17 protein-coding genes are annotated in these 12537 nt (G+C 66.8%); 2 read left to right on the forward strand and 15 right to left on the reverse strand.

The features are described from left to right. Positions 1 to 14: 14 nt before the first annotated feature. From VVT58_RS03760 to VVT58_RS03810, 11 genes are all read right to left on the reverse strand, one after another. Positions 15 to 1745 carry a DUF3363 domain-containing protein gene (locus VVT58_RS03760; protein ID WP_327754120.1) on the reverse strand — a complete coding sequence of 577 codons (1731 nt, stop codon included), beginning with the start codon at positions 1743 to 1745 and terminating at the stop codon, positions 15 to 17. 259 nt (positions 1746 to 2004) lie between these two features. After that, positions 2005 to 2763 carry a lytic transglycosylase domain-containing protein gene (locus tag VVT58_RS03765; protein WP_327754118.1) on the reverse strand — a complete coding sequence of 253 codons (759 nt, stop codon included), beginning with the start codon at positions 2761 to 2763 and terminating at the stop codon, positions 2005 to 2007. Next, a complete protein-coding gene (locus tag VVT58_RS03770; protein ID WP_327754117.1) occupies positions 2763 to 3095 on the reverse strand; it encodes a DUF736 domain-containing protein in 333 nt (110 codons plus the stop codon). Before VVT58_RS03770 ends, VVT58_RS03765 begins: the two co-directional genes overlap by 1 nt. An 11-nt stretch (positions 3096 to 3106) precedes the next feature. After that, the gene (locus tag VVT58_RS03775; protein WP_405053720.1) at positions 3107 to 3655 is read right to left on the reverse strand and encodes a S26 family signal peptidase; all 549 of its coding nucleotides are present in this window, start codon (positions 3653 to 3655) and stop codon (positions 3107 to 3109) included. Beyond that, complete coding sequence (locus VVT58_RS03780; RefSeq protein WP_327754116.1) at positions 3652 to 4173, reverse strand: DUF2840 domain-containing protein; 522 nt, start codon at positions 4171 to 4173, stop codon at positions 3652 to 3654. Before VVT58_RS03780 ends, VVT58_RS03775 begins: the two co-directional genes overlap by 4 nt. Before the next feature lie 261 nt (positions 4174 to 4434). Next, positions 4435 to 5328: a replication initiator protein A gene (locus tag VVT58_RS03785; protein WP_327754115.1), complete on the reverse strand. Its 894-nt coding sequence runs from the start codon at positions 5326 to 5328 to the stop codon at positions 4435 to 4437. A gap of 7 nt (positions 5329 to 5335) precedes the next feature. Further along, positions 5336 to 5602, reverse strand: a complete 267-nt coding sequence (locus VVT58_RS03790) for an AlpA family transcriptional regulator (RefSeq protein WP_119036603.1) — start codon at positions 5600 to 5602, stop codon at positions 5336 to 5338. 120 nt (positions 5603 to 5722) lie between these two features. Further along, a complete protein-coding gene (locus VVT58_RS03795; RefSeq protein WP_327754114.1) occupies positions 5723 to 6502 on the reverse strand; it encodes a DNA -binding domain-containing protein in 780 nt (259 codons plus the stop codon). Between the two features lie 161 nt (positions 6503 to 6663). Beyond that, complete coding sequence (locus tag VVT58_RS03800) at positions 6664 to 6927, reverse strand: DNA -binding domain-containing protein (protein ID WP_327754113.1); 264 nt, start codon at positions 6925 to 6927, stop codon at positions 6664 to 6666. 139 nt (positions 6928 to 7066) lie between these two features. Beyond that, on the reverse strand, positions 7067 to 7318 hold the full coding sequence (locus VVT58_RS03805; protein WP_119036601.1) for an XRE family transcriptional regulator: 252 nt from the start codon (positions 7316 to 7318) through the stop codon (positions 7067 to 7069). 141 nt (positions 7319 to 7459) lie between these two features. Continuing rightward, complete coding sequence (locus VVT58_RS03810) at positions 7460 to 7864, reverse strand: single-stranded DNA-binding protein (RefSeq protein ID WP_327754112.1); 405 nt, start codon at positions 7862 to 7864, stop codon at positions 7460 to 7462. Positions 7865 to 8534: 670 nt separating this feature from the next. On the opposite strand from VVT58_RS03810, the gene VVT58_RS03815 reads away from it, so the two are divergent. Next, complete coding sequence (locus VVT58_RS03815) at positions 8535 to 8873, forward strand: hypothetical protein (protein WP_327754111.1); 339 nt, start codon at positions 8535 to 8537, stop codon at positions 8871 to 8873. Next, positions 8863 to 9423 carry a PIN domain-containing protein gene (locus VVT58_RS03820; RefSeq protein WP_327754110.1) on the forward strand — a complete coding sequence of 187 codons (561 nt, stop codon included), beginning with the start codon at positions 8863 to 8865 and terminating at the stop codon, positions 9421 to 9423. Before VVT58_RS03815 ends, VVT58_RS03820 begins: the two co-directional genes overlap by 11 nt. A gap of 70 nt (positions 9424 to 9493) precedes the next feature. On the opposite strand, the gene VVT58_RS03825 is transcribed toward VVT58_RS03820, so the two are convergent. From VVT58_RS03825 to VVT58_RS03840, 4 genes are all read right to left on the reverse strand, one after another. After that, positions 9494 to 10195, reverse strand: coding sequence for a class I SAM-dependent methyltransferase (locus tag VVT58_RS03825; protein ID WP_327754109.1), 702 nt, complete (start codon positions 10193 to 10195; stop codon positions 9494 to 9496). Then, positions 10185 to 10649 (reverse strand): Rrf2 family transcriptional regulator, encoded by a 465-nt coding sequence (locus VVT58_RS03830; protein WP_327754108.1) that lies wholly within the window; start codon positions 10647 to 10649, stop codon positions 10185 to 10187. Before VVT58_RS03830 ends, VVT58_RS03825 begins: the two co-directional genes overlap by 11 nt. Positions 10650 to 10779: 130 nt before the next feature. Beyond that, positions 10780 to 10947, reverse strand: a complete 168-nt coding sequence (locus tag VVT58_RS03835) for a hypothetical protein (RefSeq protein WP_327754107.1) — start codon at positions 10945 to 10947, stop codon at positions 10780 to 10782. Positions 10948 to 11255: 308 nt separating this feature from the next. Continuing rightward, positions 11256 to 12197 (reverse strand): DUF2493 domain-containing protein, encoded by a 942-nt coding sequence (locus VVT58_RS03840; RefSeq protein WP_327754106.1) that lies wholly within the window; start codon positions 12195 to 12197, stop codon positions 11256 to 11258. Positions 12198 to 12537: the final 340 nt, after the last annotated feature.

A 12537-nucleotide genomic window follows, 5' to 3' on the forward strand; every position in this document is an offset into this window, starting at 1 on the left:
CTTCTATCTCCTTGTCACAGCCCCAGGCCCCGCCCGCGACCGAACGACCAGTCCACACCACCATCGCCGCGCATGACGCCGGAGATGTGCTTGCCGATCTGGCGGTCGAGCGAGGGGGACCAGGGCACAAGCTGGAAGCTCAGGCCGTCGTCGATCATGGCGAAGCGGCCCGAGGCGAGCGTCAGGCGCTGGCGCACCGTGCCGGCGACATATTCGCCGGCCTTTGACGGCGTGTGCGGCAGGCCGATCTCGGCCGACAGTTCCTTGGCCGTCGCGTCCAGGTCGTGCCGCTTGAGCGTATCGAGCAGGCCGCGCGCGAAGATGATGCGTTGGCCCTGCCGCCGCGCCAGGCCCATATCCGCAAGGTGCTCGGCGCGCGCTTCCATCGCGGCGCGCACTTCGGTTCCGAAGCCGCCGCCGAGATCGCGGCCGCCGCTCGCCAGATTGCGACGATCGAGCCAGGTGGCGCCCGGCGCGTTGACCTGCGCGTCGAGGTCCATGTCCGAGCGCACGGCGAGCGCGACGCGAGCGCGCCCTTTGCGGTCGGTGAAATGGCGCAGCTCGACGATGGCGCCCGGCCGGCAATCACCCGTCGCCTCGATGTTGGGAAGCTGGACGTGGTGCGTGCGCCCGTCGACCCCATCGACGATCGCATACGCCCGGCCGTTCAACTCGTCATGGAGGCCCCGGTCGACCAGCCTGCCGACAACGGACTGCGCGGGATCGGGTTCGAGCACATAGCTGGCGGCGCCGCGGTCGATGCCGCGGTCGGTCATCGCCTTGTGCATCCGCTTGATGATGTCGCCGCGTTCGCCAAGCGCGCGCAAAGCCGGCTGCGCGTCGTCCGCAAACGTCCACTGGCCGGGCGCGATCTCACTGGCGAGGCCGAGCCGTTCCAGCTTGCGCAGCCGTCCCATCCGCAGCGCATGGTCGCCGTCCGGCCGCACGCCCGGCTCGGGCGCCATGTCGATGACGCCATCGTGCTGCTGGGTGCGCGCGAGGTCGCGGTCGATCTCGGTCCAGCGTTCGGCTTCGACCTGGCGTTCCAGCGAAGCATGGATGTCGAGGTCGCTGCGTAGCCCCAGCTCGCGGGTGACGATCCCCCGCGCGACGGCGCGCATCCCTTCGCTGATGTAATCGCGCGAGATGACGAGGTCCTGGCCGTCCTCGGCAACGCCGCGCACGATGACATGGATGTGGGGATCGTCGGTGTTCCAATGCTCGGCGGCCCGCCAGTCGAGCCGGGTGCCGAGATCCGTTTCCATCCGTGCCATCAGCTCGCGGGTGAAGGTCTTGAGGTCGGCCATCTGCGGCGCGTCTTCAGGCGACACGATGAAGCGGAAGTGGTGGCGGTCGTTCTCGCACCGCGCGGCAAAGTCGTTGCGGTCTAGCCCCTCGCCCTCGGCGCCGAACAGCACGCCCTTCTCGCCGTCACGGGTGACGCCATCGCGTTGCAGATATTTGAGGTGGGCGGCGAGCGAGGCGCGGCCGTCGTGCCGGATCACGCGCGCCTTGATGACGACCTGGCGCGATCGGTGGCCGAGCCGGTGCGTGGCGCGCAGGCTGGCGACGCGGCCCCGGCCGAAGGTCGAGCGGCCCGGCGCGATGATCCGGCCACGGCGCGAGACATGGCCGCCGGCGCGCTGCGCGGCGGCGATCGCCTGGGCGACGATCGGAAGCGCGCGCTGGCCGCCGCGCGAACGGATGCGGCCAGGCCGGATGCGGAAATCGTCGTCGCCGCTCATGGCGCGGCGCTCCGCAATGTGCGGAAATGCCTGCTGGCGGCTGGGTTTCGGCCAGCGCCGCACAGTGCGGGTTTCCCGCACACATTGCGCAGCAATGACCAAAAGCCTTGAGAATCAAGGCGACGACCGGGGCGAAATGGCAACGCACATTGCCGCCCTTTATCTTGCCCTCGCTCCTTACCCTGCAAAACCTGAAGCCTGCCTCCTTCCGGCATTACGAAAGCCCGCGACGAAGCTCGCCAGAGTGCGCGGCAGCCGCTCATGGCGCGGGCGAGCCGGAAAGAGGGATGAACAGGCCGGTCGAAGGCGGCGTGGTCGCGGCCACCGTAACGCCAGTGCGGTCGGTCGAGCGACGCGCGGTCTGCGCGGCGGCATCATCGCTTGCGGTATCCGGCGGCGCTGTCGCGGTGACGCCCGAGCGCACGGTGAATAGCGCGGCGCGGCGCCAGGCGAGCGGATCGGGAGCAGGCGCGACGGCCATTTGGGCGTCACCCGAGCCGCCGGTGATCGCTGTCAGCTTTGCAAGGTAGGCGCGCGTTTCCGCGGGCAACGGGCGGCCGCGCGCGAGATATTCGTCATAGCGGCCCGGCCCCGCATTGTAGGCGGCCAGCATCGCCGTCGCGTTGCCGTAACGGTCGTGCATCTCGCGCAGATAGGCCGCGCCCGTCATGATGTTGGCGCGCGGATCGAAGGGATCGGACCCGAGACGATAACGTGCGCGCAGGGTTGTCCAGGTCGCGGGCATGATCTGCATGAGGCCCATCGCCCCGGCCGGCGAGACGGCGCGGACATCGCCGTTGCTCTCCGCGCGCATCACCGCCCATATCCAGGCTTCCGGGAGGGCGAACTGCCCCGCCGCGTCTGCGACGTAACGGCCGATCGTCGCGGTGGGGGACGATGCGTCCGATTGCGCGTGAGCAGGTGCGGCTCGAATGGCGACCGGCGCGCCCACCGTGACGGCGAGCAGCGCCAGCGCCACCATCCGACGACGCGGCGAACCGGGACGCCGGAACGGCATCAGGCGCGGTCCTGGCCGGATCGCGGGTGCCGCCACGCCAGCCGAAACGTCCGTCCTTCGGCATCCGCGCGGAACAACTTGGGCTTGAGCCAGCGTGGAAACAGCGGGCTTTCGATCTCCAGCGCGATGTAATCGCCGGCGAGTTCGCTGCTGCGCTTGCGCGCAAAGCCGACGATGGGACCGTCCGCGTCGTCGAGATGGATGTGATAATCGGCGGCATCCTCGGCACGGCTCGGCTCGGCGGGAACGAGCACGATCGCCTCGTTGATGGCGAACAGCCGGACGCGGCCGGCATAGCCATTGTCGGTGGGTTCAAAGATGTTCACGGGCATGGTCACTCTCCTCAGGGTTGACGGGTGAAGGCGATGGGCGATGGCGTGCGCAGATAGAGCGGCGTCGCTCGGCCGATGACGGCGGATGCCGGAAGCGGGCCGAAGTAGCGGCTGTCGAGGCTGTCCGGGACGGCCGGGTTGAGCAGCAGCAGTTCGCCGGTTCGCAGGTTGCGGCAGCCGCGCCAGACGGGCAGCGGCCGGCCGCGACTATCGCGCGTCTGAGCGATGGCGACGGTGCGCCCATCGACGCTCACCACGTCGCCGGTCCGGCAAATGCACTGCCCTGCCTTGGCCGCGACATGCTTCAAAAGCGGGACGCCGACAAGGAGATAGCGCCGCTCGGCAAGCCAGTGTGCGAGACCGGCGGGCGGCAGCGCGGCGACGAGCGCGCCAACCGGCGGATCGCGGTCAGGATGGATGCGGTAGAGGCCGATCGGTGCGCTGGCGCTGGCGTTCCAGATCAGCCACGGCGCCGGATCGGCGAGCGCCACGACGACGAACGAAACCGTGGCCGCGGACGCCGCGATGACGGTGGCCATGCCATAAAAGCGGGAGGTCATTGCTCGATCTCCCGCCGCTTGAGCCAGGCGCTATGGCGCTCCGCCGTGTAGAGGCGCGGCTGATGGCCGGCGGCGATGCGCTGGTGGACATGGCGCCAGTGATCGGGCGCGGCGTCGCAGGGATCGACGCCGGCCGCCTCCACCGCGTCGATGGCGGCGAGCACTTGGCTCACCTTCGGCCAGCCCTGGATCTTGAGCAGGATTTCCCCGCCGGGTCGCACGAACGGGAGCGTGGTGTAAGGCTCGCCCGACGCCACCGCGCGCACCACGTCGATGCGCGAGACGATGGTGCCGAAGTCGTTCGAGGCCCAGCGGACGAAGGCGAAGACCGCGCCCGGCCGGAAGCTGACGACGCGCGTTCGTCGGCTCAGGATGCGATCATCCCAGACGCGACCGAAGCGTATCCAATGCTCCAGCCTCTGCTCGATCCAGGTCACTTCGACATGGGTGAGTCCGTCGCTGGCGAGCGCGCTGAACGCGCCGCCGACGCGCACGCCGCGAGGGCGGTCATCGTTCATCGGTGATCTCCGGGGATGGTGGGAAATCGGTTCGAGGATCGGCCGGGTCGCCGCCCGATCGAGCGCGCGCGGCCAGACGCCGGCTGTCCACAGCCGCGCGCGCGGTTAGCAAGAATCCGAAGGATTCGATTCTATTAGCATGGTTAGAAGGGGCTGGATTCAGCAAGGAATCGCAGGCGCTTGGAAGGTGCGCGCGTTCCCGAAAGTCCGAATCCGGCGTTCCTGATGGTCCGACTCCGGCTGTTCCTGATCGTCCGAACCTCATGGCCAGTTTTCCACAGGCTTGAGGCCGACACGGCGCATCGCGGCGTGGAGCGGATCGGGCGGGATCGGCGCGAAGTTCAGCCGGTCACGGCCTAGCGCGTTTTCGAGGGTGAGGACGTAGCCGGGAAGCGACTGGCGGGCGACGATGGCGCGCAGCTCGAAGGCGAAGCGACGAAGCGGCGACAGCGCGCCGGACTTCAGATGAAGATGCGGAACATCGAAGCTCCAGCCACCGTCCTGCCGCCCGCCATGTTTGCGCGCGATGCGGTAGAGCCAGCGTTCCAGGCCGCCCGTCAGGTCGAAATAGGCGCGGTCGATCGTCAGGACGAGTGCGCGGTCGAGCACCCCGTCGTAGAACCAGTCGGGCAGGATCAATTCGATGCCGAGCGCGCGGCCGTTGCCGTCAGCCAGTTCGCGCCATTCGTTGATCCAGGAAAAGCGGCGGCGCCGGCGCTGATGCTCCTGCCGGATCGACGTAGCGACGGTCGTGGATTGCAGTCGGTCGAGCGCGGCCTTCAGCCGCTCGTAGCTCGCCTTGCCGGTGCCGCGCCGCGTGAACGCCAATATCTCGTGCGGCGTCGTCACCATGAGCCGCGACGTTGGACGGCCAGCGTCGCGCGCGGCGACGAGCTGGCTGGCGGCCCAGATCAGCACGTCGGCGTCCCAAATGGTCGCCATGCCGTGCTCGAATACCGCCTCGACCGAGATCCATGTCGCGCCCATGCGGAAGTCGATCGGCGTCGTGCGCCTGGTCTTGGCGAGACTGAAGAACGGCCACGCCATCAAGTCCTGGGCATCGCGCGGCGCGAGATCGCCGGGCTTGGAGCGAAACAGCTCAAGCTGTGTTCGCTCGCCGTTGGCGCAGCCGGACTGAGAGCGGATTGGGTGCATGGATCGCTCAGCGCCGCACGCAATCGGTGGGCAGCGGCTTGGCGGGATGGACGACGCCGTTCCCCGGATCGGAGGTCGAGCGCCGGGTGCCCAGCGCCGCCCAGGCGTCAAGATCGTCGATGGCATAGACGATGCGGCCGCCGAGCCTGCGAAAGACCGGCCCGGTGCCGAAGCAGCGATGCTTCTCCAGCGTCCGGGCCGACAGGCCCAGATGGATCGCGGCATCGGGCGTCTTGAGATAGCGTGGCGTCGTGGCGGTGACAGGCTCGGCCATGATGATCCTCCTGATGTTGGCCGGCTCCGAAAAGCGGGGTCGGCGGACAGGAGGTGATGGTGGCGAACCGACCCCTATGCGGTGAATGGACAGAACCGGGGGTGTCGGAAATGTCCCCGTTCACGCGCCGCGCAGCAGGCGCAGATAGCCGCCGTCGCGCAGTTCGACGGCCTCGGCGAACCATCGGTTGATACGTTTGCGCTGGCGACTGTCGGACCATTCGGCGGCGCTGTAGTCGCGGACGCTGCCGTCGATCAGGACAGCGGCCAGTTCACGGCGGGTAGCGCCCGCCTGATGGCCGTCGAGCACCTGTAACAGGGTGAGAAGATGCTGGCGGCGGAAGGGTGTGGGCCGCAGAGCCGGCGGCCCCGCGGCAACGCCAAGCAAGCGGCGGGACAGGCGCTCGGCGGCCGCGAGGCGTGCGAAGGGATCGCGCCCGAGCGGCAGGATCATCGCCAGCGGCCGGTCGAGCGAGCCCGAGATCCAGATATGCTCATCGCCGTCGCTGTCAGCGAGAATGAGGTGGAGGAAGTCGCCGATCTTCATGCGCGCCCGCACGGCGCCCAGCATCTTCATGTCGAGCGGTCGCGCGTCGCCGATTCCTTCGAGCGATGGCGCCAGCACGATGTTGTTCGGCGAAAGGTCAGGCCGCGCGACGGCCAGCTTCGGATCGTAGGCTGCGGTCGGCGCGGCATAGAAGCTGATCCCCCAGCGCCGCACGAGATCGGCCGTGGCGTCGTCGGCGGTTGTCGCACCGCGCTTCACGCGGCCGAGGGCGCGGCGGTATTCAATGCGATAGCGCGTGTTCCTGCTGACATAGCCGATGGCGATGTCGGAATATTGCAGCGCGTCGTCCCCGGCTTCGTCCAGGGGCGCGCGCCAGTCCCTCTCAGGTGGCATCGAATCCCTCCCAAGCATGGCCCTCTATGGAGCGCGTCGGGAGATGTTCTCAGGCAAGTATCGGCTGTGAAGGCCTGCTGTCCGGACAGTCGCATAGCTGATTCAAGTCAGCGTTTTGGCTCGACATTCCACGCTCTAGCCGAACAGCGTGAATCCCAATTTTACGATTGGTCCGGGGGCAGGTAGTGGCGATAGCCGGCCTCGCACATCCATCGGGCTCTGGCGAGGTGGGAGTCGTAAACCAGCCGCGCGCGCTCCGGCTCGGCTACCGGGTCGATCCCGAAAACGATCTGCACGACCTCGCGCCAGTCGGCATTTTCCTCCGCAGCGTCGAGCAGCCGCCAGTAGGTCCGGTGGTGACGTTCGTCATAATCGGTGACTTGGGGCGCGTCGGGCGCGCGATCCTCGAAAGCGGCTATCGCCATCGCCACGCTCCGCCTTCAGCCATAGCCTCCTGCGCCTGCTGACCGGCGAGATATACACCATAATGGATCGAAGTAATCACACCGGATCGGCTATGGCCGCTCCATGCAAGAGGGATAATAGACTTAGCGACCCGGTCTTTTATTTCCGTGCCTTCGCCGCGGCCTCGCTGACCACCATCACGCCCTGGCCTCGATCCGAGTCGAGAAAAACCACGCCGGCCGCTTCCAGCGCCTTGACCACCTGGTGCCGGGTTTCCTCGCGCACGGGCAGGCCGCTTACCGACTCTACACGCTTGAGCGCGGTCAGTGCGACGAGGGCCTTGTCGGCAAGCATCTCCTGTGTCCAACCGAGAAGCGCGCGTGCGGCCCGCACCTGGCGGGAAGTGATCATGTGCGATCACGTTCACCAGGCGAGAACTATACGCCACGAAAACGACTATTATAGTCGTCTTGGTATAACTGCAACGCGGCGCGATGTCCCAAGAAAAAATGGCCCGGCGGCGTGGAGCCGCCGGGCCTCTCGCGCCCCGGATCAGAAGGGCACGTCGTCGTCGAGATCGTCGGCGGCGTTATTGCCCGTCTGGCCGGACTTGCCCCGGCTGAGGAAGTCCACCGTCTCGGCGATGATCTCGCAGCCGTAGCGGTCGACGCCCTGCTGGTCGGTCCACTTGGTGTAGTGGATGCGGCCGCGAACCAGCACCTTCATGCCCTTCTCGCAATGGTCCTGAATGGTCTTGCCGAGGCCGTTGAAGGCGGTGATGCGGTGCCATTCGGTGTCCTGGACGCGATAGCCGTTCTCGTCCCGGAGAACCTTGCCCTCCGCGTAGCGGGGACGCGAGGTGGCGAGAGTGAAGTGGGTGATGGTGGTGCCGCCCTGGGTGGTGCGGCTTTCCGGGGCCTGGCCGATGTTGCCGGCGAGGATGACGATGTTCTGCATGATCTAAGTCTCCGTTGCTTCAAGTCCGAGGGACCGTCCCTCCGACGAGACCCGGCCAAGACCGGCGGGAGGCGCTGGCATCGACGCGCAGCGGAGACCTGACCCCCAAGGCCCGAAGTGGTGCGGGCAGGCGCTTCAGCGCCAACACGGTTCGGACGCCGCGGGGGTTGCTGGCGAAAACCGCACGGGCTTAGGGGATCAGTCAGTCGGAAGGGGCTGTTCCTGCGGCGAAGCGACCCGGAGCGATATGCTGGGGCGCAGCGTCGTTCGCGGTGACGCGAGACTGGTTGGCCTGGTCGCCCTCAAGGGTGGTCCTGCGTCCCTTTCACCCCGCCGCCGGCTTTCGCGGACGGTGGACATTTCAATGGGACAGCGGCGCGGTTCAGGATTCCAATGGCGCAATCCCGGCATGGCTGGCACGATCCGCTCAGGAGCCGGAAAGGAAAGAAGGCTGGTCGCGCTCCCATGCCGAGGGAGCGACAGGGGGGCGTCTGCGGCGTCGGGATGATGGCTAGGTGGACAGCCTGCGGGCGTGCGCCGACGGGTAGAATGCCGCCGTCGGCGATCGCGGCGGTCCCCTAACCGGGGTGCGAGAGGGCCGGCGCAGCGTCGCCGGCCACCTTGATTTGTGTGACAGGTGATACTATCTTGCACACATAAGGAGTCGGTCATGGTCGCCGGTGCAGCAACGTCGAAAAGTGGAAAGAGCGCGGAGAAGCGCGGCGCCCCCAAGGGCGCGCGTTCGCGCGCGACCGGGCGCATCACCGGCGCGTCGGTAGTGATGGAGGAAGCGCGCCGCGCCGGCCTGCTCGACGGGGACTCGACCGAGCATGTCAGCTTTCGCGCGCCCAAGGCGCTGATCGAGGCGGCAAAGCGCGAGAGCGGCGCGACCAAGCCGACCGAGCTTGGTCTGCTGGCGCTGGCGATGCTGGCTCAGCCCGACCCGGTAGCGACCTATCTCAAGAAAAACTACGGTAAGCTCGGCCCGGATCACCAGCTTGACTATTGACCTGCGCGCGCATCTGCGGCGCATCAAACCGGACAAGCATATTCGCCAGCTCGTCCCGCGTCAGCCCGAAGATTTGGTCGCGGCCGCCGATTTCGTCGGCGGCGGGCGGGCGGCGATCATGGTCGATACCAATGTCTATATCCATGCCGCCGCCGGCACTCTGCCGGCGGCGGCGAAACTGTTGGTCGTGCAGGGGCTACTGTTCCATTGCTCGGTCTGCGTCGGCGAATTGAGCACCGGCATCGCCAATGCCGATCCCGCTCATGCCGACTGGAAGGCGCTGCGCGATTATTATGCGGGGGCGATTGCCAGCATCCCGGCCACGCGGTTGTTGACGCCCGACCCTGACGTCTGGGCCGAGGCCGGACTGATCGCAGGCACGCTCGCCCGCGCGCAGAACTGGCAGCGGCACCAGCGCAAGGAAGCCCTGAACGACGCGCTGATCTTCCTGACGGCGGCGAAAGCGGGCCTGCCGGTGCTGACGGCCAACCGGGACGAGTTCGACCTGATCCAGCAGCTCGCCCCGCACGGTCGGTTCATCCATTTCTGAGCGACGGCAAAAGGTTACATAGTCCGCGCGCGATCGCCGGGCGGTAGCCCTGGGCCGATCTCCATTCCGCTTAGGTGTAGGCAACCCACCCACGCCAAGAGAACGCCGCGTAGAACATGGCGACATCCGAGAACCCCGCTGCGCGCAGGATCGCTTCATCGTGTGCGGGATCGAGAATCGGCAGGGTTGCGCCTACCCCGGCGCACATCTTTTTTACCTGTTCCGGATCGGCGCCCGATGCGAGGGCAAAGGCGCCGTAGCGTGATAACCAGAGCGCGCGTCCGCCATCCGTTTGCGGGCAACTATAGTGCGCCACGACGAACGGGGCTCCGGGTTTGAGCCGGCGCCGGAGTTCGCGGACGGTGCGCGTGCGTTCGGTCGCATCGAGGAAATGCAGCGTCAAAAGGCAGGTCGCGGCGTCAAACGGACCTTCGGGCGCATCGTCGATATAGCCTTCGCAGAAGGTGACGCGCGCGGCGTCGGGGCCGAGCACGCGCCGCGCCTCTTCCAGCATAGCGACCGCCGGATCGACGCCTACCAACGTCCAGCCGGGACGCGCGTCGGCCAACGCCCGCAGTTCAAGGCCACCGCCAGCGCCGAGCACCAATATCCGTGCATCATCCGATACGCACTCGGCCAGCAGGACCGCCGTCATGCGATTCAGATCGGCAAAGCCGGGAATGAACCTGTGCGGACCATCACCATAGCGGCTCGCATGTTCGGGATCGTTGAACGCCGCGAGCAGCGTCTGCTCCATTGCATCATTCGCCACGAACAGCCTCCAGATCACAGGATTGTTGGCGGCGGGCCAGCCGGCCGTTGAAATCGGCACTGAGCTGAGCGAGCGTCACCGCGCCGAAGCGCGACAGGAGCAGCGTTTCGGCCTCGTCGAAGGCTCGGCCGAGCGCGGCGTTCACCGCCTGCTCGACGAGGCAGCCGGGAGATTCTGTCCGGTTGCCGATGGCGAGCAGCGAAGGTTCGCCGAGCGCCTCGTAAACGTCGCGCAGGGTGAGCTGCGAAAGGTCGCACGCGAGCGTCCAGCCGCCGCCGTGCCCTTTTTCGGAACGCACATAACCACGCTCACGTAGGCCAGCCATGATACGGCGGATCACCACCGGGTTGGTCTGCATGGCCTTCGCCAGCATTTCCGACGTTGCTGGATTATCCTGCTGAGCCATGTGGAGCAGCACATGCAGCACACCCGACAATCGACTATCCCGTTTCATGTAACTTTAATTATTACGTTATACGTGTCTGGTCAATGCGCTTGACGTCGGAACCCGCAGCACAGCCACTTTCGAACGACGGACGGCGACGAGGTCGCCGTCCGCGCCCGCGGTTCGATCTGCCTGTCGATCACGGCGCGAAGGGATCGTATTCGCGGACGATGCTAGCCGCGTCGCCATCGAACTCGCGGGATTCGACGACGCCGAACATCTGGTCGGCGATCCTGATGACGACGATACAGGTCATCAGCGTCCGGGCGAGGTTCCAGGCGTGCGTTTGAGCGATTTCTAGGGACATTGATCCGGCTCCTGTCTTTCGGAGCGGGGACCATCCCCGCTCGACAGGCGCCCGACGCGTCGGGCGGATGGCCGCAATCACCGCACAGGCAAAGCCTGAAGGCCGCGCGCTCGCGTAGCGGACCCTCTATGGGTTGATGGCGCCAGGCCATCGGTCAGACCAAGGATTGCGCCTCAAAGAGCGGGGTGGTGCGCGCGGGACGGGAGCCGGAATCCCCTTTTGGAAAATCGCCCAGCTATGCCCCAGGCCGATGGTTTCCCGGTATGGCGGTTCACTGCGCTGACGGCCGCAGCACGGGCGGGCGGCGCTCACGCGCCGCCCCGATCGCGGAAGTCCCAGACCTTGAGGCCCATCACCTTGGCCTTGTCGCGCAGATTGTCCTGAATGCCGGTGCCGGGGAATATGACGATGCCCTTCGGCATCACCGACAGCATCTCGTCGTTGCGCTTGAACGGCGCTGCCCGCTTGTGCTTGGTCCAATCGGGCTTGAACGGCACGGTGGGGACGCCGCGAATGTCGGCCCACTTCACGGAAATCTTCTCGCCGCCGGTGGGAGTCGCGCCATGCAGTAGCACCATGTCGGGGAACTTCGCCTTGATGCGGTCCAGCGTCGCAAAGATGAAATCGACGTCGTTGAACGCCGGTCCCGAGGAGACCGCGATGCGGGTGCCGGGCGGCACGAGCACCTGCTTGTCGGCCCATTTCCGCGCATTGATGAAGTCGCGGCTGGCGATCACCGCCGAGGTCAGCGCCTTGCGGTTCACCTTCGAACCCGAGCGTGGCGTCCAGGCTTTGAGGAAATGGGTGCGGAACTGGTCGGCACAGGTGTCGCGGAAGAACTCCATCGCGTTGCGGCGCTCGATCATGGTCGCGCCTTCGCGCAGGAGCCGCTCCAGCTCGACCGACTTCACCTCCGAGCCGTCCTGTTCTTGCTGGCTGCGCTTCTGGGCGACCTCGTTGCTGTCCAACTCACGCTCGATCCGTTCGCCGGCGCGGTGGAAGACGTTGGTGATGTTCCAGAGCAGATCTTCAAGATCCGGTTCGAGCCGCGTGTCGATCAGGCATGAGATCATTGCATCGAAGATGTCGGTGATTGCGCCTGTCGCCTGGCGGTCATCGGGAAGCGGTCGATCGTCGGGTTCGTCGTCGAAGGGCCGGTATCCGTATAGGGCCATCTCCTGAAGCAAGTGGGCGGTGGCGGATGCCTCGTGTTCGGGTTCATGTTCGGGGAGCGGACTGTCGGTTGACATGATGACGCCTTTCATCGGCTGACCGCGACCATCGCGGCCTTCGCAGGCGTCGAAAGACGGCGGGCGAACCGGGCTTGCACCGCCATCCCGCGCCTCTGGCGCGGGTGGGGGCCAAGCGAAGCGCCGGACGGCAGGGCGGCGACTAATTTGTCTCGCGATGCAAAGCGGCCGCTCGCGGCCGCGGCGGAAATTAGTCGCAGACCGCCGTTGCCGGGCCGGGGCGGCTGTCGTCCCGAACGCCTCTCAAGAAGGCCGCTATGGCGCGGTTCTCTTGCGATGATCGAACCGTCATCACGGGCCGGCAGGCTGGGCCTTTCCCGAACCCCGAACCGATGGCTTT

The organism is Sphingobium sp. SJ10-10, assembly GCF_036038995.2.
Classification (GTDB): Bacteria; Pseudomonadota; Alphaproteobacteria; order Sphingomonadales; family Sphingomonadaceae; genus Sphingobium.

Coding starts and splice junctions, on each gene's coding strand:
- VVT58_RS03760 (WP_327754120.1), bottom strand. CDS start 1,745: ATGAGCGGCGACGACGATTTCCGCATCCGGCCTGGCCGCATCCGTTCG.
- VVT58_RS03765 (WP_327754118.1), bottom strand. CDS start 2,763: ATGCCGTTCCGGCGTCCCGGTTCGCCGCGTCGTCGGATGGTGGCGCTG.
- VVT58_RS03770 (WP_327754117.1), bottom strand. CDS start 3,095: ATGCCCGTGAACATCTTTGAACCCACCGACAATGGCTATGCCGGCCGC.
- VVT58_RS03775 (WP_405053720.1), bottom strand. CDS start 3,655: ATGACCTCCCGCTTTTATGGCATGGCCACCGTCATCGCGGCGTCCGCG.
- VVT58_RS03780 (WP_327754116.1), bottom strand. CDS start 4,173: ATGAACGATGACCGCCCTCGCGGCGTGCGCGTCGGCGGCGCGTTCAGC.
- VVT58_RS03785 (WP_327754115.1), bottom strand. CDS start 5,328: ATGCACCCAATCCGCTCTCAGTCCGGCTGCGCCAACGGCGAGCGAACA.
- VVT58_RS03790 (WP_119036603.1), bottom strand. CDS start 5,602: ATGGCCGAGCCTGTCACCGCCACGACGCCACGCTATCTCAAGACGCCC.
- VVT58_RS03795 (WP_327754114.1), bottom strand. CDS start 6,502: ATGCCACCTGAGAGGGACTGGCGCGCGCCCCTGGACGAAGCCGGGGAC.
- VVT58_RS03800 (WP_327754113.1), bottom strand. CDS start 6,927: ATGGCGATAGCCGCTTTCGAGGATCGCGCGCCCGACGCGCCCCAAGTC.
- VVT58_RS03805 (WP_119036601.1), bottom strand. CDS start 7,318: ATGATCACTTCCCGCCAGGTGCGGGCCGCACGCGCGCTTCTCGGTTGG.
- VVT58_RS03810 (WP_327754112.1), bottom strand. CDS start 7,864: ATGCAGAACATCGTCATCCTCGCCGGCAACATCGGCCAGGCCCCGGAA.
- VVT58_RS03815 (WP_327754111.1), top strand. CDS start 8,535: ATGGTCGCCGGTGCAGCAACGTCGAAAAGTGGAAAGAGCGCGGAGAAG.
- VVT58_RS03830 (WP_327754108.1), bottom strand. CDS start 10,649: ATGAAACGGGATAGTCGATTGTCGGGTGTGCTGCATGTGCTGCTCCAC.
- VVT58_RS03835 (WP_327754107.1), bottom strand. CDS start 10,947: ATGTCCCTAGAAATCGCTCAAACGCACGCCTGGAACCTCGCCCGGACG.
- VVT58_RS03840 (WP_327754106.1), bottom strand. CDS start 12,197: ATGTCAACCGACAGTCCGCTCCCCGAACATGAACCCGAACACGAGGCA.